The sequence below is a fragment of the Gordonia alkaliphila genome, from assembly GCF_023017165.1.
Classification (GTDB): Bacteria; Actinomycetota; Actinomycetes; order Mycobacteriales; family Mycobacteriaceae; genus Gordonia; species Gordonia alkaliphila.
In genome coordinates, this window is record NZ_JALKBW010000001.1 from 1,557,031 (window position 1) to 1,574,437 (window position 17,407).

Here is a 17,407-nt window from a genome sequence, read left to right on the forward strand (position 1 = left end):
TAGCGTTTCCGACGTGCACCTTCTCGCCAGTCAGATCGCCGCCGCCACCGGCGGCACCCTCCACGGCCCGGACGTTCGCGTCGATTCGGCCGGCATCGATTCCCGCGCCGCGAGCCCCGGACAGCTGTTCGTACCGATCGTCGCCGCCCGCGACGGGCACGACTTCATCGCCGCCGCCGTGGCTGCGGGAGCGACCGCTTACCTGACCGATCGTGCCCCCGATCCGGCCCTCGCGGCGACCGCCGTGCAGGTGGCCGACACCGCGGTGGCGCTCGCCGACCTGGGGCGCGAAGCACGGCGTCGGGTTCCCGACCGTGTCGTCGGGGTCACCGGCTCGGTCGGCAAGACCTCCACCAAGGACCTGCTCGCCGGTGTCCTGGAGACCACCTATGTGACCGCCGCCAGCGAGAAGTCGTTCAACAACGAACTCGGCCTGCCGCTGACCCTGCTGGGTGCACCCGACGACACCGAGGCCGTGGTGCTGGAGATGGGCGCCCGCGGAGTGGGCCACATCCAGCTGCTCTGCGAGATCGCCTCGCCCACCGTCGGCGTGCTGACTCGCGTGGAGGCGGTGCACCTGGAGATGTTCGGCTCACTCGCCGACGTCGCGCAGGCCAAGGGCGAACTGGTGGAGTCGCTCCCGTCCGACGGCCTGGCCGTGCTCAACGCCGACCACGAGGTGGTCGCCGCCATGGATACCCGCACGCAGGCGCGGGTGCTGACCTACGGCCTCGCGGCCGGCGCCGACGTGCGCGCGGAGAACGTGGTCCTCGACGACCAGCTGCGGGCCGCTTTCGATCTGCTGACCCCGTGGGGCTCGGCCCGCGTCGCGCTGGGCGCCCGCGGCGAGCACCAGGTGCCGAACGCGCTGGCCGCGGCCGCCGCGGGCGGCGGCATGGGGGTGTCGGTGGAGGCGATCGCCGCCGGGCTCAGCGCGGCGCGCCTGTCCGGACTGCGGATGGAGCTGACCACCACGTCGGCCGGCGTGATCGTGATCAACGACGCCTACAACGCCAACCCCACGTCGATGACCGCCGCACTGTCGTCGTTGGCGCTGCTCGATGCCCGGCGCCGGTTCGCGGTGCTGGGCACCATGGCCGAATTGGGTGCCGACGGCCCGGCCGCGCACCGGGAGATCGCCGAGCAGGCCCAGGCCCTCGGCATCACCGTGATCGCGGTGGACGAGCCGCACTACGGCGACGCGGTGACCCACGTGGCCGACGTCGCCGGCGCTGTCGGCGCGCTCGGCGACCTGGTGGAAGGTGACGCGGTACTGGTCAAGGGCAGCCGCGTGGCCGCTCTGGAACGCGTCGCGCAGGCCCTCTCCTGAAGTTCCCCGCCCTTTCCTGAAGTTCACCGGCATATAGCGGGGCACCTTGGTCAATATGACCAAGGTGCCCCGCTATATGCCAGCGACCGCTGGGAAACGGGCGGCTACTGCACGGTGAAGGCGATGGCCTGATCGTCGCGGGTGCAGCGGGCCAGTTCGCCGCCGACGGTCGACGGTCCGCAGTCCCAGCCGGACACCGTCTGCGCCTTGCCGGTGGCGATGAGCGGGCTGTACTCCTTGGCGATCGACATGCTGGTCTCGCACGAGACGTCGCCCTCGACGACGCGGACGTGCAGGGCACCGTCCGGTCCGCCGACGCGACCGCACTCGGAGTCGTCCTTGGCGGTGCTGGTGGTCGAGGGCGCCTTCTTGCTGGGACCGCCGACCACCGGCACGCTGCGGTCGGCGGGCGGGGTCGCGACGCCGGAGCCGGCGGTCGGTGCCTGCTGTTCGTCGCCGCAGGCCGTCAGGGTCAGGCCCAGGGCGCACGCGAAGAGGGCGGTCGCGGCCAGCTTCGTCGTACGAGTCAGGTTCGTCGCGTTCATGCCTGCCACGCTATGGGAGAATCGGCCGAGTGACCACCAGTGAATTCGTTCGGCGCGCCACCCTCGACGGAACGGCCGGGCGTACCGGCACCATCGTCAGTCCGCACGGCGAGATCGCGACGCCGGCCTTCGTGCCGGTCGGCACCAAGGCGACGGTCAAGACGGTGCTGCCCGAATCGGTGGCCGCGCTCGGCGCGCAGGCGGTGCTGGCCAACGCCTACCACCTGTACCTGCAGCCCGGCCCGGAGATCGTCGACCAGGCCGGTGGCCTGGGCGCTTTCATGAACTGGCCGGGTCCCACCTACACCGACAGCGGCGGTTTCCAGGTGATGAGCCTCGGTGTCGGGTTCAAGAAGGTCATCTCGATGGACGTCGAGGGCAAGCAGGACGACACCGCGATCGCCGAGGGCAAGGAACGCCTGGCGAACGTCGACGACGACGGCGTCACCTTCAAATCGCACCTCGACGGCTCACGACACCGCTTCACCCCGGAGGTGTCGATGCAGATCCAGCACCAGCTGGGCGCCGACATCATCTTCGCCTTCGACGAGCTCACCACGCTGATGAACACCCGCGGCTACCAGGAGGAGTCGCTGGAACGGACCCGACAGTGGGCCATCCGCTGCCTCGCCGAACACAACCGGCTGTCCACCGAGCGCTCGCACCGGCCGCAGCAGGCGCTGTGGGGTGTGGTCCAGGGGGCGCAGTACGAGGACCTGCGCCGCAAGGCCACGCGGGACCTCGTCGAGCTCAGCCGGATCGACCGCGAGAACGGCGGCAAGGGCTTCGGCGGCTACGGCATCGGCGGTGCGCTGGAGAAGGCCAATCTCGGCACCATCGTCGGCTGGGTCACCGATGAGCTGCCCGACGACGCCCCGCGGCACCTGCTGGGCATCAGCGAGCCCGACGACATCTTCACCGCCATCGAGAACGGCGCGGACACCTTCGACTGCGTCTCGCCGACGCGGGTGGCCCGCAACGGCGCCATCTATTCGTTCGACGGCCGGTACAACGTGACCAACGCCCGTTACCGCAGTGACTTCTCGCCGCTCGACGCTGAGCTGGACAACTACTCCACCCAGTACACCCGGGCCTACCTGCACCACCTGTTCAAGGCCAAGGAGGGCCTCGGGCCCACCCTGGCGACCCTGCACAATCTGTCGTTCACGGTGACGCTGGTCGACCGCGCGCGTCGCGCCATCGAAGAGGGCAACTACTTCGAGTACCGCGACGCCTTCCTCGCCCGCTACTACGCGGGCACTGCCGCCGCGCGCTAAGCAGCGGGGGCCACGAACGTCCAGGGCGTCCGGGGGAGGGCCGCAGGATCGAAGCGCTGCAACAACTCTCGGGCCGTGACCGGTTCGTCCGGGGCAGCCATCCCCAGCGACGTCGCCATCATGCTCAGCACGCGGGGCGCGTCGTAGCCGAGCTCGGCGAGCTGGGCGAGGGTGATCGCGCCGTCGCGCTTGGACAGCCGAATGCCCTTGTCGTTCAGCACCATCGGCACGTGCGCGTACTCGGGGACCGGGTATCCGAGGCGCTGGGCGAGGTACGCCTGGCGGGGCGCCGACGACAGCAGATCGTCGCCGCGGACCACCTGATCGATGTCGAAGGCGGCGTCGTCGACCACCACGGCCAGGTTGTAGGCGGGCGTGCCGTCGCCGCGGAGCAGTACGAAGTCGTCGACGTCGCCGGTGTAGCCGCCGTGCAACTGATCGTGCACGGTGAAGCCGGTGACGGCGGCGCGCAATCGGATGGCGGCCGGTCGGTCTCGGCGGCGTTCGGCGCGTTCGGCGTCGGTGAGGTCCCGGCAGGTTCCCGGGTAGGCGCCCGGCGGTGCGTGCGGGGCCGACGGCGCATCGAGGATCTCCCGGCGCGTGCAGAAGCACTCGAAGGTCTCGCCGGCGGCGGCCAGGCGATCGACCGTGGCTCGGTAGGTCGAAAGCCGGTCCGACTGCGCGACCACCGGTAGCGACCAGTCGAGTCCGAGTGCGGCGAGGTCGGCCAATTGTCGTTGTGCCGCACCGGCTTTCACGCGGTCGAGGTCTTCCATGCGGATCCGGAAGTCGCGTCCGCTGGACCGGGCGAACAGCCAGGCCAGCAGGGCGGTCCGCAGGTTGCCGACGTGCAGATCACCCGACGGGGACGGGGCGAAGCGGCCGGCAGCAGTCATGGCGTTCGAGACTACCGGCCGCCCGCCGGCCGGTGAGTGGGGTCACCATCGGAGGGCGGTCCCCTAGGATCGAGACATCGATGTCCGCAGGCCTCATCGGCGATACCTTCCAGGAGACGGCATGACCTCGTCCACCACCGGACAGACCCAGCAAACAGGCGACGGCGCCACGCCCATCGGCGTGGTCGGCACCGGGGTGATGGGTGCGAGTCTGGCCCGGAACCTGGCGCGGAACGTCGAGGGCTCGGTGGCGGTCTTCGACCTGGACCAGGCCAAGATCGACACGCTGATCGCGACCCATCCGGGCGAGGACCTGGTCGGCTTCTCCGACATGCCCGACTTCGTCGCCGGGCTGTCGTCGCCGCGCGTGATTCTGCTGATGGTGCCCGCGGGCGCTCCGGTCGACGCGGCCGTGGCCTCCCTGACGCCGCTGCTCGACAAGGGCGACATCATCATCGACGGCGGCAACTCGCACTACCCGGACACGCAGCGACGGGTCGCCGGCTGCGCGGCCGACGGCCTCCGGTTCATCGGCATGGGCGTCTCCGGCGGCGAGCAGGGCGCGCTGCTCGGCCCGGCCATGATGGCCGGCGGCGACCCGAGCGTCTGGGCCGACATCAAGGGTCTGCTGGAGCCCATCGCGGCACGCGCCGACGACGGCCAGCCGTGCGTCGCGCTGGTCGGTTCGGGTGCGTCCGGGCACTTCACCAAAATGGTGCACAACGGCATCGAGTACGCCGACCTGCAGCTGATCGCCGAGTCGTACGCGGTGCTGCGCGCCGGCGGCCGCAGCGGCCGCGAGGTGGGCGAGATCTTCGCCGCGTGGAACGCCGGCGAGGGCCGCTCCTACCTGCTGGAGAGCGCCGCGACGGTGCTGGCGCAGGACGATCCGCAGACCGGCGCCGAACTCATCGAGTTGGTGTCCGACCACGCGAAGGGCAAGGGCACCGGCGCCTGGACGGTGATCGCGGCCGCTGAGCAGGGGGTCTCGGTCAGCGTCATCGCCGAGGCGCTGTTCGCGCGGTCGACGTCGTCGGCCACCGCCGAACGCGCCGTCTGGCAGCCCGATGCGGTGTCGACGACGCTGGTCGACGTGCCGGTGGACGTCGTCGAACACGGCTACCTCGCTGCGCGTTCGGTCGCCTACCAGCAGGGTCTGGCCCTGCTGGCGGTCGCCTCCGAGGAGTTCGGCTGGAACGTGGAGCTCTCGCAGGTGGTGCGCATCTGGCGGGCCGGCTGCATCATCCGCGCGCGGTTCCTCGATGCGCTGTCGAAGGCCTACGCCGACAATCCGGGGGCGACGTCGTTCCTGGCGCTGGAGCCCTTCCGCACCGAGCTGATCGAGCGCCTGCCCAGCCTCAGCACGGTGACCACGGCCGCGATGGCCGCGTGCGTGCCGGTCCCGGCGATGGCCGCCGCCCTCAACCACCAGGCGATGCTGATGACCGGCTCGCTGCCGACGGCGCTGGTGCAGTTGCTGCGCGACTTCTTCGGTTCGCACACCTACGAGCGCACCGACGCGCCCGGCCACTTCCACATCGTGTGGGAGGGCGACCGCAGCGAGGTTCGCAGCTGACCGCGGCGCTGAAGAAAACAACGGTGCGCGGGGTCGACGCGCGGCGGTAGCGTGAACGGTGTGGACCTTCCGGTGAACCCGCCCGTCGCCCCCATGCTGGCCAAGGCGGTCGCCGCCGTGCCGACCCAGCCCGACAGCGGGCCGGAGTGGTCGTACGAGCCGAAGTGGGATGGCTTCCGCGGCTTGATCTTTCGCGACGGCGACGAGGTGGTGATCGCCTCGCGCGGCGGCAAGGACCTCGCCCGCTACTTCCCGGAAGTGGTCGAGGCGGCACGCACCGAGTTGCCCGAACGCGTGGTGGTCGACGGCGAGGTGTGCGTGCCGAAGAGCTTCGACGGCGTGGTCCGCCTGGACTGGGACTCGCTGTCCCAGCGCATTCATCCGGCGGCCTCCCGGGTGGCGAAGCTGTCGCAGGAGACCCCGGCGATCTTCATCGGGTTCGACGCGCTCGCACTCGGCGACCGCAACCTGACCGGCGAGGGCTTCGAGGTCCGCCGCGGGGGACTGCTCGACGCCGTCGGCGGCGGCGGGCCGGGATCGACGCTGCAGGTCAGTCGCGTCACCGCCGATCCGCAGGAGGCACAGGACTGGTTCACCGCGTTCGAAGGCGCCGGCCTGGACGGCGTCGTCGCCAAGCGGCTGGCCGGACTCTACGTGCCGGGCAAGCGCGAGATGGTGAAGGTCAAGCACAAGCGCACCGCCGACTGCGTGGTCCTCGGCTACCGCGTGCACAAGAGCGGCACCGGCCTGGGTTCCATGCTGCTGGGTCTGTACGGCGACGACGGCAACGTCCGCATGGTCGGCGGATCGAGCGCCTTCTCCGACGCCAAACGTGTTGAGCTGCAACAGCTTTTCGAACCCATGCGACTCGACCCGGACGCGGTGGCGCAGGGCGAGGTGAACCGCTGGCGGTCGTCGGAGTCGGGGGAGTGGATCCCGATCCGGCCCGAGCTGGTGGTGGAGGTGGCCTACGACCAGATGGAGAAGGCGCGCTTCCGGCACACGGTGAAGTTCCTGCGGTGGCGCCCCGATCGGGACCCGGAGTCGTGCACGTACGACCAGCTCGAAGTGCCGCTCACCTACGACCTGTACGACGTCCTCGAAGGAGCCTGACATGGCCAAGCCGCCCCCGGAGATGCTCGACGTCGACGGCGTCGAGGTGAAGCTCTCGAACCCGGACAAGATCTACTTCCCCGAGCTGGGCGCGGACGGCGGCCGCAAGCGCGACCTCGTCGACTACTACCGCACGGTGGCCGTCGGCGGTCCGCTGATGACGGCGCTGCGGGACCGGCCCACTTATCTGCAGCGCTTCCCCGACGGGGTGGACGGCGACCAGATCTACCAGAAGCACCTGACGAAATATCACCCCGAGCACGTGCAGTCCACGCGCATCGTCTTCCCGTCGCGCCGGACCGGGCAGGCGTTCTGTCCGCAGATCCCGGCCGACGCGGTGTGGGCGGCCAACCTCGGGACGGTCACCTTCCACACCTGGCCCACGATCGCGCCGGACAACGACCATCCGGACCAACTGCGCTTGGACCTGGATCCGTTCGGGGACACCGCCTTCGACGACGCGCGCCGCGTCGCGCTCGACCTGCTGCAGCCGCTGCTCGCCGAGCTCGGCATGACCGGCTTCCCGAAGACCTCGGGCAGTCGCGGTGTGCACGTCTACGTGCCGATCGAGCCGGGCTGGGACTTCATCGCCACCCGGCGCGCGGTGATCGCCCTCGCGCGGGAGCTGGAGCGTCGTGCCCCGGACCGCGTCACGAGCTCGTGGTGGAAAGAGGAACGCGGCGACCGGATCTTCATCGACTTCAACCAGAATGCGCGCGACCGCAGCATGGCGTCGCCCTATTCGGTGCGCAAGAGCCCCAACGCGCGGGTCTCCACCCCGCTGACCTGGGACGAGCTGGTGACGGCCGAACCGGACCACTTCACCATCGCCACCGTCCCCGATCTGCTGGAACGGCGCGGCGATCCGTGGTCGGAGATGACGCGGGCCCGGGTCGGGTTGGAGCCGCTGCTGGAGATGGTGGCGCGCGACGACGCCGATGGCCTCGGCGACCTGCCGTACCCGCCCAGCTACCCGAAGATGCCGGGCGAGCCGCCGCGTGTGCAGCCCAGCAAGAAGGTCGCCGAGCACTGGGACGAACAGGGCAACCGGATCGAATAGTCGGTCAAGCGGCGTCGGCGAACTCGGCGGCCCGGCGTCGCAGCAGTGCCCGCGGCGGCAGGCCGCTGTGCGCGGTGAACTCGCGGCTCAGGTGGGCCTGATCGGCGTACCCGCAGGCAGCCGCCGTCTCTGCGAGGGGAACCCCGGCCGACAGCGCGGCCAGCGCGTGGTCGAAACGGAACAGCCGTGCCGCCGCCTTGATACCGAGGCCATACTCGGCGTGGAACGACGCCGTCAGTTTGCGCGCCGACCAGCCGGATTCCTCGACGAGCTGCGCCACGGTCACCCGGCCGCGGGTGGCCGCGAGCCGGGCCCAGACGTGTTCGGCGTCCGGATCGACGGGGACGTCCGGGTGCGGGCCGGACAGTGCGTCCGCCAGCAGAGCGACGGTGACCCGGCGCTGCGCGACAGCCGAGTCGTCGTCGACCGCGTCGGAGGGGAGGTCGGCCAGCGCACCGAGGCCGTCGTGCAAGCGGCGGGCCAGTCCGGGCCGGAGCGCCTCGAGCGGCAGATTCGCCGAGTACACGTCCCCGGCGCGGACGCCGAGCAGGGCGCGGACCGCGTGCGGTGGCAGGGCCAACTGCACCCCGACCTGGCTGCCGTCGTGATGGATCACCACCGGTCGCGGATGCATGCCGCCGACGGCCACGTCGAACGTGCGCGGCGCCTCGGTGTCGGTGCTCAAGGTCAGGCCGCGGCCCAAGTCGACGATGAGGGTGACGGTGGGGGACGGCAGCCCCAGGTGGGTGCCCGGGGCCGCGCCGAGGATCCGGTACGGCGTGATCGTCGTACCGCTCAGCCGACGTAGGTGCCGAAGCTCCATGCGTTGCCCTCGGGGTCGGTGACGGTGAATCCTCGTGATCCATAGTCCTCGTCTTTGAGGTCTCGGACCAGGGGTGCGCCGAGTTCGCGGGCCGCGGCGTAGACGGCATCCGGGTCGGACACCACCACGTAGACATTGCCGCTGCCCGCTACCGACGGAAAGTCGGGCGCCGCAGAGTGGATCATGACGCGCCCGCCCTCGGGCCAGCGCATCTCCGAGTGCTGCACCTGGCGATCGCCGTCGCCCTCCACCAGGATCCCCGGTTCGAAGCCGAGGCGGGTGAGCCAGGCGCGGGCGGCGAGCGGGTCGTCGTAGGCGAGTCCGGGCCAGATGTTGCGGTCGAGTGCTGTGGTGTCCATGTCTCGAGTCTGCTCCGCGGGCGGGTAGTGGGTATTGAACGAATCGGCACGATCCGATGCTTCTGACGGTGGCCGAGATCTCGGTGTGGTGGGCCTTAGGTCCCTGTTTGGCGGGGAGAAAGGTCGGTTAGGCTCAGCTAATGAAGTTCGTTCGTTCTGCGCTCATCAGTCTGCTCGCGATGTGCACCGCTCTGGCCGGTCTCGTGTGGGCATCGCCCGCGCAGGCGGCGCCGTCGGCCGCCATCGATGTCTATCTCGCCGACGGCGTCACCCCGGTGGGCCAGACGCAGCTGCACCCCGGCGACACCGTCGTGGTCAAGGGGCGCGGCTACGACCCGAACGCCAACACCACCGGCGGCCTCCCGGTCCCGGTGCCGCCCGGCGTCCCGCACGGCACCTTCGTCACCTTCGGGTCGTTCGACCAGAACTGGCGCCCGTCGAAGGGGGCGCCCGAGTCGGCGCGCACCACGGACCGCACGCAGACCAAGTGGGCCATCTCCGACGCTGCGCTGAACCAGGTGCCCAATGTGCCCTTCGATATGCGCCGCACGGTGCGCGTGGGCTCGGTGCCGCTGCACCGCGACGGCACCTTCACCGCGAAGATCAAGCTCACCACCCCCAAGGATGCACCGGCCGACGGGCGCTGGGGCATTTACACCTTCGGCGGCGCCGACGCGGTGAACGCGGCGCAGGAGCGTTTCGTCCCGATCAACTACTCCACCGAGCCGGGCCCGAACACGCCGCAGCCCGCGGTGAAGAACCTGGTGTGGGCGTACTCGCCGAACTTCTACTCCACCTTCGTCGAGTCCACGCAGGGCGCGGTGGCCGGTAGCAACGGCGCGGCCGCGGCCAAGGACGGCACGCTGTCGTACGAGCTTGAGTCCAACACCGTGCGCAACGGCAAGGGTGAACTCCGCTACCGCGGCACCGTCGTCGCCTACACGAAGTTCCACCTGTACGAGATCGCGCTGGTGGACCCGATCATCCGGGTCGACGGCACCAAGGCCGTGCTCAGCATGAAAACGTCGACCACTGATCAGAACGGCGTCGACGTGCTGCGTCGCGTCGACATCGCGGATCTGACGCTGACGCGCGCCCAGCTCGCTCGCCTCGCCGACAGCCAGGACGTCGTCGGTATTCCGGCGGCCTTCCGCGGCGGCATCACCCCGACGCTGCTCGCCGGCCTGTCGCTGGGGGCCGCATCGCCGGTCAGCATCCTGTTCTGACCCGCTGAGCGCCGATTCGTGCCGCCCCGATACCGCTCCGCGGTGTCGGGGCGGTCTCGTCGGCGCAGGTGGATAAGCTCGGCAACGTGACCATTGAGCCCGAATCTCCGCAGCCGTCGATCGGCCTTCGCGGCGCGGACGACGCCAAGGTGACGCCCGCGGTCCGGGCGGCCGCCGCCTGGACCTGGCGCCTGCTGCTGATCGGTGTCGGCGTGGTGGTCTTGGGCTGGCTGTTCAAGCGCTACGAGGACGTCACCTTCCCGATCACTCTGGCGCTGCTGTTCACCGCCATGCTGCGCCCGCTGGTCGAGTGGTCGGTGCGCAAGGGCGTGCCCCGGCTGGTGGCGGTGCTCGGCTGGGTGCTGCTGACCCTGCTCGCCGTCCTCGGACTGCTGGCGTTCGTGGTGCAGCAGGCCGTCTCCGGCGGCCCCGAACTGGTCTCCGAGTTCACCAAGACCGTCGACGACGTGCGGAACTGGCTACTCGCCAGCCCGCTGCACTTCGACGACGCCCGGCTCAGCGCACTGGCCGGAGAAATGGTGCACTGGGCGCAGTCGCACGAGAGCAGCCTCGCGGTCAGTGCGGTCAGCACCCTCGAGTTCGTGGGCCGGATCGGCACCGGCGTGCTGCTGACCATCTTCCTGCTGATCTTCTTCCTGTACGACGGCCCTCGTATCTGGGGCTGCGTCACCCGGCTGGTCCCGTCGGCCAACCGCGACCACGTGCGCGGCGCCACGGCCGCCGGCTTCACGACGCTGGAGTCGTACGTCCGCGCCACCGTCATCGTCGCGGCCGTCGACGCCGTGATCATCGGCATCGCGCTCGCGATTCTGAAGGTGCCGCTCGTCCTCCCACTGGTGGCGGTGATCTTCCTCGGTGCGTTCATCCCGATCGTCGGCTCGTTTGCCGCGGGCACCCTGGCCGTGCTCGTCGCGCTGACCACGCAGGGCTGGCTCAACGCGCTGATCGTGCTGGGCATCCTGGTGTTCGTGATGGCCTTCGAGGGGCACATCCTGCAGCCGTTCGTGCTCGGGCACTCGGTCCGCCTGCACCCGGTCGCGATCATCCTCGCCATCGGCATGGGTCTGATGCTGGCCGGCATCATCGGCGGCCTACTGGCCGTCCCGTTCGTGGCCTTCCTCGACACCGCGCTGCGGTGGCGCCCGGGCAAGACCGAGTACGACGAACCGCGCAAGGACAGCCGCCTCACCGCCTGGGTGCGCCGCGTGATCCTCCGCGGCTGGCGCTCGCCGTCGACCGTCCCCCGACCCGAACCCCCGCTCCCGACCCCCGCCTAACCCCGCAGCTCGGCGCGCGTGTCGCGACCCGATTGCGGGTCGCACGCGGAGCGAGGCGGATTAGGGTCGCGACGTGCGAGTTCGCCGTCGAGTGCAACATGCCACACAGTCCATCGGCGTGTCGCGACCCTGTTTACGGGTCGCGCGCGCGGGCTCGGGGAGCGAGGCGAGAGCAGGGTCGCGACTTGGCTGGGAAGGGCTTCGGGGACGTGCCGGTGGTGGGGTTTTTGGGGCGACGGGTGCGGCTGAGGGGGGTGAGGCGAGGGCGGAGGATAGGGACTCCGTCGCTTCGCTCCTCCTCGAATCGCTCTGCCCGTAGATGCAGATTGCCCCCACCCTCATTCTTCGGGCGGGGGCAATCTGCATGGCGGAGGATAGGGGATTCGAACCCCTGAGGGCTATTAACCCAACCCGCGTTCCAGGCGAGCGCCATAGGCCACTAGGCGAATCCTCCAGCGGTGATGATCGTAACGGGTGGCCGGGTATGAACTCAAAACGAGGCCCGCTACACTGGTCCACGGATCCCGCGCGGCGTGCATCCTGTGAACTCCCCCAGGGCCGGAAGGCAGCAAGGGTCAACGGGCTCTCTCGGGTGCGCGGGGTCCGCTTACTTTTTAGCGGACACACACTCTGCCTGGTTTTTTGAAGGGTTCCGGCGTTGAACTTCCACTCGATGAGTGCCGACCAGCTTCGCGACACCCAGGCCGACCTGCAGAAGCGCTACGAGGCGCTCTGTGCCGCCGGACTGTCGCTGAATCTCACTCGCGGTAAGCCCGCCCCCGATCAGCTGGATCTCTCCGAAGAGCTCCTCGCGCTGCCCGGCGTCGGTAATCACACCAGCCCCGACGGCACCGACTGCCGCAACTACGGCGGTGTGGCCGGTCTGCCCGCCCTGCGCGAGATCTTCGGCGAACTGCTCGGCACCGGCGCCGACCGGATCGTCGCCCAGAACAACGCCAGCCTGCAGATCATGCACGACCTCACCGTCTTCGCCCTGCTCGGCGGCACCCCCGACTCCGAGCAGCCGTGGTCCAAGCACGACAGCCCGATCAAGTTCCTCTGCCCGGCGCCCGGCTACGACCGCCACTTCGCGATCACCGAGCAGTACGGCATCGAGATGATCACCGTCCCGATGAACCCGGACGGTCCTGACGTCGAGGCCTGCGCCGAACTGGTGGCCGACGACCCGTCGATAAAGGGCATGTGGGTGGTCCCCACCTACTCCAACCCGACCGGCTACTCGGTGAGCGAGGAGGTGGCGCGCGCGCTTGTCGCCATGCCGACCGCCGCCCCCGACTTCCGGATCTACTGGGACAACGCGTACGCGGTGCACACGCTGGTCGAGGAGACGCCGACGCCGCTCCCGATCCTCGACCTCGCCGCCGAAGCCGGACACCCCAACCGCGTGTACGTCTTCGGTTCCACCAGCAAGATCACCTTCGCCGGCGGCGGCGTCGCCTTCTTCGGCTCGTCGCCGGAGAACCTCGACTGGTACACCGGCCACGCGTCGATCGCCACGATCGGTCCCGACAAGCTCAACCAGCTTCGTCACCTGCAGTTCTTCGGCGACGCCGACGGGGTGCGCGCCCACATGGCCCGCCATCGCGCACTGATCGCGCCCAAGTTCGAACTGGTCCTGCAGATCCTCGAAGACCGCCTCGGCGCGTCGAAGATCGCGCACTGGACCGAGCCCGAGGGCGGTTACTTCATCAGCCTCGACGTGATCGACGGCACCGCCGCGCGTACCGTGTCGCTCGCCAAGCAGGCCGGCATCGCGCTGACCGGCGCCGGCGCCACCTTCCCGTACAAGAACGACCCGCACGATCGGAACATCCGGCTGGCCCCGACCTTCCCGCCGATCGACGAACTCGCCACCGCAATGGACGGTGTCGCGACGTGCGCGCTCCTGGCAGCGACGGAGAAGCTGCTCGACCTCGCCTGATCGGGTGACGGAGTGAAACTCGAACGGTCGACGCCGCTGCTGATCGTCTTCGGCGTCCTCGCAGCGCTCGCCGTGTGGGCGCAGCACACGATCATCCCGCTGACGCAGCCGCACTGGGGGCTGTTCGACTACCAATTCGACCTCGACGTCTACCGCGCCGGTGCGCAGGCGGTGCTCGACGGCGACGACCTCTACCGGGTCAAACTGCTCGGCCAGATGGACTTCACCTACGCGCCGATCTCCATCCCGTTCTTCATTCCGCTCGCGCTGCTGTCCACCGGATTCGCGCACGTGCTGTGGAGCGTCGGCGTCCTGGTGGCCCTCTACGGCGTGATCATCCTGGGCTTCCGCAGCCTGGGCCACCAGGTCACGTGGCGTCTGCATCTGATCGCGATCTTCCTCGTCGTCATCTCGACGCTGCTGGAACCGATCCGCACCACCATCTGGTTCGGCCAGATCAACGTCTTCCTCCTGCTCCTGATCCTGTGGGATCTGCTCCGCGGGCCCGACTCCGTGCTGCGCGGCGCCGGCACCGGCCTCGCGGCCGGCATCAAACTGACTCCGCTGCTGTTCGCGGTCTACTTGGTGGCGATCCGCCAGTGGCGGGCCGCGGCGACCCTGGTCGGCGCGTTCGCGGCCACCATCGTCGTCGGGTTCGCGATCATGCCGCGTGCCTCCTGGGCCTACTGGACCGACACGCTCTTCGACTCCGATCGCGTGGCGTCCCCGCAGACCGCGGGCAATCAGTCCATCCGCGGCGCGCTGGCCAATCTGGGCCACACCGATCACCCGAGCACGCTCGCGTGGCTGGCGCTGTCGGCCGTCGTGGCGCTCCTCGGCCTCGGCGCCGCCGTGCTCGCCCACCGGCACGGTTCGGAACTGCTGGCGCTGTCACTGGTCGGCATGACCTCCTGCGCGGTCTCCCCGGTCTCCTGGGGGCACCACTGGGTGTGGCTGCTGCCGCTGCTGATCGTGGCGATCCACCTGGTCCTCACGCTCCCCGGCGTTCTGGGCCGCGGTCTGGTGGCCGCCGCCGCGGGCGGCGGTTTCGCGATCTCGATCGCCTGGCGCCATCACCTGGACCATCCGATCTGGTATGTGAATCGGGCGGTCGACGAGGCCTACCTGACCGGCATGTTCTTCAAGGGTGTCGGCCACTGGTACCGGTTCTTCACCGTGCAGCCCTACAACGTGATTCTGGTGGTCACCGCGGTGGCCGTGATCGTCGTCTACGGCTTCGGTGTGGGCCGATCGACGCCGCCCGCAGACGCTGTCACCGGTCGCCGGTAGGGTTGCTCGCGTGGCTCTCTATCGCACCTACCGACCCGCGACATTCGCCGAGGTCGTCGGCCAGGAGCACGTCACCGATCCGTTGAGTCGTGCCCTCGACAGCGGCCGCATCAACCACGCCTACCTCTTCTCCGGCCCGCGCGGCTGCGGCAAGACGTCGTCGGCGCGTATCCTGGCCCGCTCGCTCAACTGCGAGCAGGGACCGACCTCGACGCCGTGTGGACAGTGCGCGTCGTGTGTGGCACTGGGACCGGGCGGTCCGGGCAACCTCGACGTGGTGGAGCTCGACGCGGCCAGCCACGGTGGCGTCGACGACACCCGCGAACTGCGTGATCGTGCCTTCTACGCGCCCGCCGAATCGCGCTACCGCGTCTTCATCATCGACGAGGCGCACATGGTCTCGTCGGCGGGCTTCAACGCGCTGTTGAAGATCGTCGAAGAGCCGCCCGAGCACCTCATCTTCATCTTCGCGACCACCGAGCCGGAGAAGGTCCTCACCACCATCCGCTCGCGTACGCACCACTACCCGTTCCGGCTGCTCGCGCCGCCGGTGATGCGCGGCCTGCTCGAGAGCATCTGCTCCCGCGAGGGCGCAGTGGTGGCACCCGAGGTGTTCCCGCTGGTCATTCGGGCCGGTGGCGGATCCCCGCGTGACTCGCTGTCGATCCTGGACCAGCTGCTCGCCGGCGCCGGACCGGACGGCGTCACCTACGACCGCGCCCTCAGCCTCCTCGGCGTGACCGACGTGGCGCTGATCGACGGCGCCGTGGATGCACTCGCCGCCGGCGACGGCTCGGCACTGTTCGGCGTGGTGGAACGCGTGGTGGATGCCGGACACGACCCCCGTCGCTTCGCGATCGACCTCCTCGACCGCTTCCGCGACCTCCTGCTGTTGCAGGCGGTGCCCGACGCCGCCGAACGCGGACTCGTCGAAGCGCCCGCCGACCAGGTCACGCGGATGCGTTCGGTCACCGAGTTCCTCGGCATGGCCACGCTCACCCGGTACGCCGAAGTGGCCCACGCGGCCCTCGGCGAGATGCGCGGCACCACCTCGCCGCGCCTGCTCCTCGAAGTGATGTGCGCCCGCCTGCTGCTCCCCGCGGCCAGCGCCGACGACGCCGCGCTGCTGCAGCGACTGGAGACCCTGGAACGACGACCCGCCGCCGCCGGTGCGGCCGCCGTCGCCGCGCCCGCGGCGAGTGGTGCGGCCCCGCTCGCGCCCGGACCGCCGCCGCCCGCGGCGGACGAGCCGCCGTCGCGCTTCGTCCGACCGTCCCAGCGACGCGCCGAAGCCGCGGTCGACGCGGCACCGGCCGCTCCATCGGTGGAAGGGGCGCCCGATGCGCCGAGAGTCGACGTGGTTCCAGCAGCTGCACCGTCGCCTACTGTTTCGCCTGATCCGGTGGCACCTGTGGCGCCGACCCCTGCGCCATCACCTGCGGCACCGTCGATGGAAGATGCGCATGTCGCGCCTGCTCCTGCGGTCGCAGCTGGTCCGCCGGTACCTCCGGTGGCTGAGTCCCCGACCCCTGAACCGGCTGCCGACGAATCGCTGGCCGGTGCGCCCGCGACCGGCGAAGCGACCTCGGCCGCGACCCCGACCGCTGCGCGGGTAGACCCTGCCGCGAACGAGCACGCCGAGTCCCCGGTACCCGCCGAATCGGCGCCGGAGCCGACTCCGCGGCCGCTCCGCGAGCCCGCACCCGAGCCTCGCCGCGAACCGGTACTCGAACCGACGCAGGAACTCCGCCGCGAGACCGCGCCGGAGCCGGAGCCGCAACGAGCGCCGGAGCCGGAACTGCGCCGTGAACCCGCACCGGAATCCCGGCCCGAGCCGACGCCGGAGCCGGAATCCCGCCGGGCACCCGCGCCGGAGCCGGAGCCGTACTCCGAGTCGTACGCCTCGCCGGACCCCTACGACGACATCCCGCCGCCGGAGGAGCCCGACTACGACGCTCCGCCCGAAGGCGTGGTGCTGCCGCGCCGCACCGCACCGAGCCGGACCGTCGAGCGGCCCGTCGCACCGACGCCCGCGCCTGCGCCCACGCCGGAACCCGAGCCCGAACCCGAGCCGGAGCCGGAACCCGCGCTGACCGTGCAATCGGTGTCGGCGCGCTGGAACGACATCCGGGCGGCCGTGCGCGAACGCCCCGCGGGCAAGGTTCTGGAGCCGATGCTCTCGGCGGCGACCGTGCAGGCCGTCGGCGACGGCACCGTGGTGCTGGGCCACAACAACCCGCCGCTGGTGGGCCGACTGTCCGACCCCGCTCGCCTGCAGATGTTCGGCGAGATCTTCGCCGAACTCTTCGGCGGCACCTGGGCGGTCCAGGTGATTCACGCGACCGGTCCGGCACCGGCGGCGCAGTCGTCGCGTGCGGCCGCACCGGCGGCTCCGAAACGGCAGACCTTCGTCCGGCCCAGTCAGCCCGCGCAGGCGGGTGGGCGGGGCGGCGCCGATCACGACGGTCCGCCGCCGGAGGCTCCGCCCGAGCCCGAGGAACCGCGACCTGCCGAGCCGGTCCCGGACGAAGAACTCACCGACGCCGAGCGCGACGAGATGGTCGCGCACGCCCGTCACAGTGCACCCGACGAGCGACTGGACCCCGATCAGGTGGCCCTGGAGATCCTCAAGTCCGAGCTGGGGGCCCGCCCCGTCGACAACGGCCGCTGAC

14 protein-coding genes, 1 tRNA gene and 1 other RNA gene are annotated in these 17,407 nt (G+C 70.3%); 11 read left to right on the forward strand and 5 right to left on the reverse strand.

Annotated features, from left to right (window positions below; all coding sequences use genetic code 11):
• The first annotated feature begins 13 nt into the window (after window positions 1-13).
• Complete coding sequence (locus tag MUG78_RS06940) at window positions 14-1,330, forward strand: UDP-N-acetylmuramoyl-tripeptide--D-alanyl-D-alanine ligase (protein ID WP_246993490.1); 1,317 nt, start codon at window positions 14-16, stop codon at window positions 1,328-1,330.
• Between the two features lie 104 nt (window positions 1,331-1,434).
• Here the strand turns inward: MUG78_RS06940 and MUG78_RS06945 are convergent, their stop codons facing one another.
• Window positions 1,435-1,875 (reverse strand): hypothetical protein, encoded by a 441-nt coding sequence (locus MUG78_RS06945; protein ID WP_246993493.1) that lies wholly within the window; start codon window positions 1,873-1,875, stop codon window positions 1,435-1,437.
• Between the two features lie 29 nt (window positions 1,876-1,904).
• Here MUG78_RS06945 and tgt point away from each other — a divergent pair, with 29 nt between their 5' ends.
• A complete protein-coding gene (gene tgt / locus MUG78_RS06950; protein WP_246993495.1) occupies window positions 1,905-3,152 on the forward strand; it encodes a tRNA guanosine(34) transglycosylase Tgt in 1,248 nt (415 codons plus the stop codon).
• Here the strand turns inward: tgt and gluQRS are convergent.
• Window positions 3,149-4,048 carry a tRNA glutamyl-Q(34) synthetase GluQRS gene (gene gluQRS, locus MUG78_RS06955; RefSeq protein WP_246993497.1) on the reverse strand — a complete coding sequence of 300 codons (900 nt, stop codon included), beginning with the start codon at window positions 4,046-4,048 and terminating at the stop codon, window positions 3,149-3,151. The genes tgt and gluQRS overlap by 4 nt on opposite strands.
• 121 nt (window positions 4,049-4,169) lie before the next feature.
• Between gluQRS and gnd the strand changes: the two genes are divergently transcribed.
• Genes gnd through MUG78_RS06970 form a run of 3 tightly spaced genes read left to right on the forward strand, consistent with a single transcriptional unit; the run spans window position 4,170 to window position 7,797 of the window.
• The gene (gnd, locus tag MUG78_RS06960; protein WP_246993499.1) at window positions 4,170-5,624 is read left to right on the forward strand and encodes an NADP-dependent phosphogluconate dehydrogenase; all 1,455 of its coding nucleotides are present in this window, start codon (window positions 4,170-4,172) and stop codon (window positions 5,622-5,624) included.
• 60 nt (window positions 5,625-5,684) lie between these two features.
• On the forward strand, window positions 5,685-6,737 hold the full coding sequence (locus MUG78_RS06965; protein ID WP_246993501.1) for an ATP-dependent DNA ligase: 1,053 nt from the start codon (window positions 5,685-5,687) through the stop codon (window positions 6,735-6,737).
• Window position 6,738: 1 nt separating this feature from the next.
• Window positions 6,739-7,797 carry a DNA polymerase domain-containing protein gene (locus MUG78_RS06970; protein WP_246993503.1) on the forward strand — a complete coding sequence of 353 codons (1,059 nt, stop codon included), beginning with the start codon at window positions 6,739-6,741 and terminating at the stop codon, window positions 7,795-7,797.
• Window positions 7,798-7,801: 4 nt separating this feature from the next.
• On the opposite strand, the gene MUG78_RS06975 is transcribed toward MUG78_RS06970, so the two are convergent.
• Both MUG78_RS06975 and MUG78_RS06980 read right to left on the reverse strand, forming a co-directional pair.
• Window positions 7,802-8,620 carry a helix-turn-helix domain-containing protein gene (locus MUG78_RS06975; protein WP_246993505.1) on the reverse strand — a complete coding sequence of 273 codons (819 nt, stop codon included), beginning with the start codon at window positions 8,618-8,620 and terminating at the stop codon, window positions 7,802-7,804.
• Window positions 8,593-8,979: a VOC family protein gene (locus MUG78_RS06980; RefSeq protein WP_246993507.1), complete on the reverse strand. Its 387-nt coding sequence runs from the start codon at window positions 8,977-8,979 to the stop codon at window positions 8,593-8,595. Before MUG78_RS06980 ends, MUG78_RS06975 begins: the two co-directional genes overlap by 28 nt.
• 140 nt (window positions 8,980-9,119) lie before the next feature.
• Between MUG78_RS06980 and MUG78_RS06985 the strand changes: the two genes are divergently transcribed.
• Window positions 9,120-10,205, forward strand: a complete 1,086-nt coding sequence (locus MUG78_RS06985; protein ID WP_246993509.1) for an HtaA domain-containing protein — start codon at window positions 9,120-9,122, stop codon at window positions 10,203-10,205.
• 86 nt (window positions 10,206-10,291) lie between these two features.
• Window positions 10,292-11,503 carry an AI-2E family transporter gene (locus tag MUG78_RS06990; protein WP_246993511.1) on the forward strand — a complete coding sequence of 404 codons (1,212 nt, stop codon included), beginning with the start codon at window positions 10,292-10,294 and terminating at the stop codon, window positions 11,501-11,503.
• A gap of 365 nt (window positions 11,504-11,868) precedes the next feature.
• Here MUG78_RS06990 and MUG78_RS06995 read toward each other — a convergent pair.
• Window positions 11,869-11,957 (reverse strand) — tRNA-Ser (locus tag MUG78_RS06995).
• A gap of 61 nt (window positions 11,958-12,018) precedes the next feature.
• On the opposite strand from MUG78_RS06995, the gene ffs reads away from it, so the two are divergent.
• The 4 genes from ffs (at window position 12,019) to MUG78_RS07015 (ending at window position 17,406) form a co-directional block, all read left to right on the forward strand.
• Window positions 12,019-12,115, forward strand: an RNA gene (gene ffs, locus MUG78_RS07000) — signal recognition particle sRNA small type.
• A 46-nt stretch (window positions 12,116-12,161) separates the two neighbouring features.
• Window positions 12,162-13,445, forward strand: coding sequence for an aspartate aminotransferase type Ic (locus MUG78_RS07005; protein WP_246993513.1), 1,284 nt, complete (start codon window positions 12,162-12,164; stop codon window positions 13,443-13,445).
• Between the two features lie 12 nt (window positions 13,446-13,457).
• Complete coding sequence (locus MUG78_RS07010; RefSeq protein ID WP_246993515.1) at window positions 13,458-14,735, forward strand: glycosyltransferase 87 family protein; 1,278 nt, start codon at window positions 13,458-13,460, stop codon at window positions 14,733-14,735.
• 10 nt (window positions 14,736-14,745) lie between these two features.
• Window positions 14,746-17,406: a DNA polymerase III subunit gamma and tau gene (locus MUG78_RS07015; protein ID WP_246993517.1), complete on the forward strand. Its 2,661-nt coding sequence runs from the start codon at window positions 14,746-14,748 to the stop codon at window positions 17,404-17,406.
• Window position 17,407: the final 1 nt, after the last annotated feature.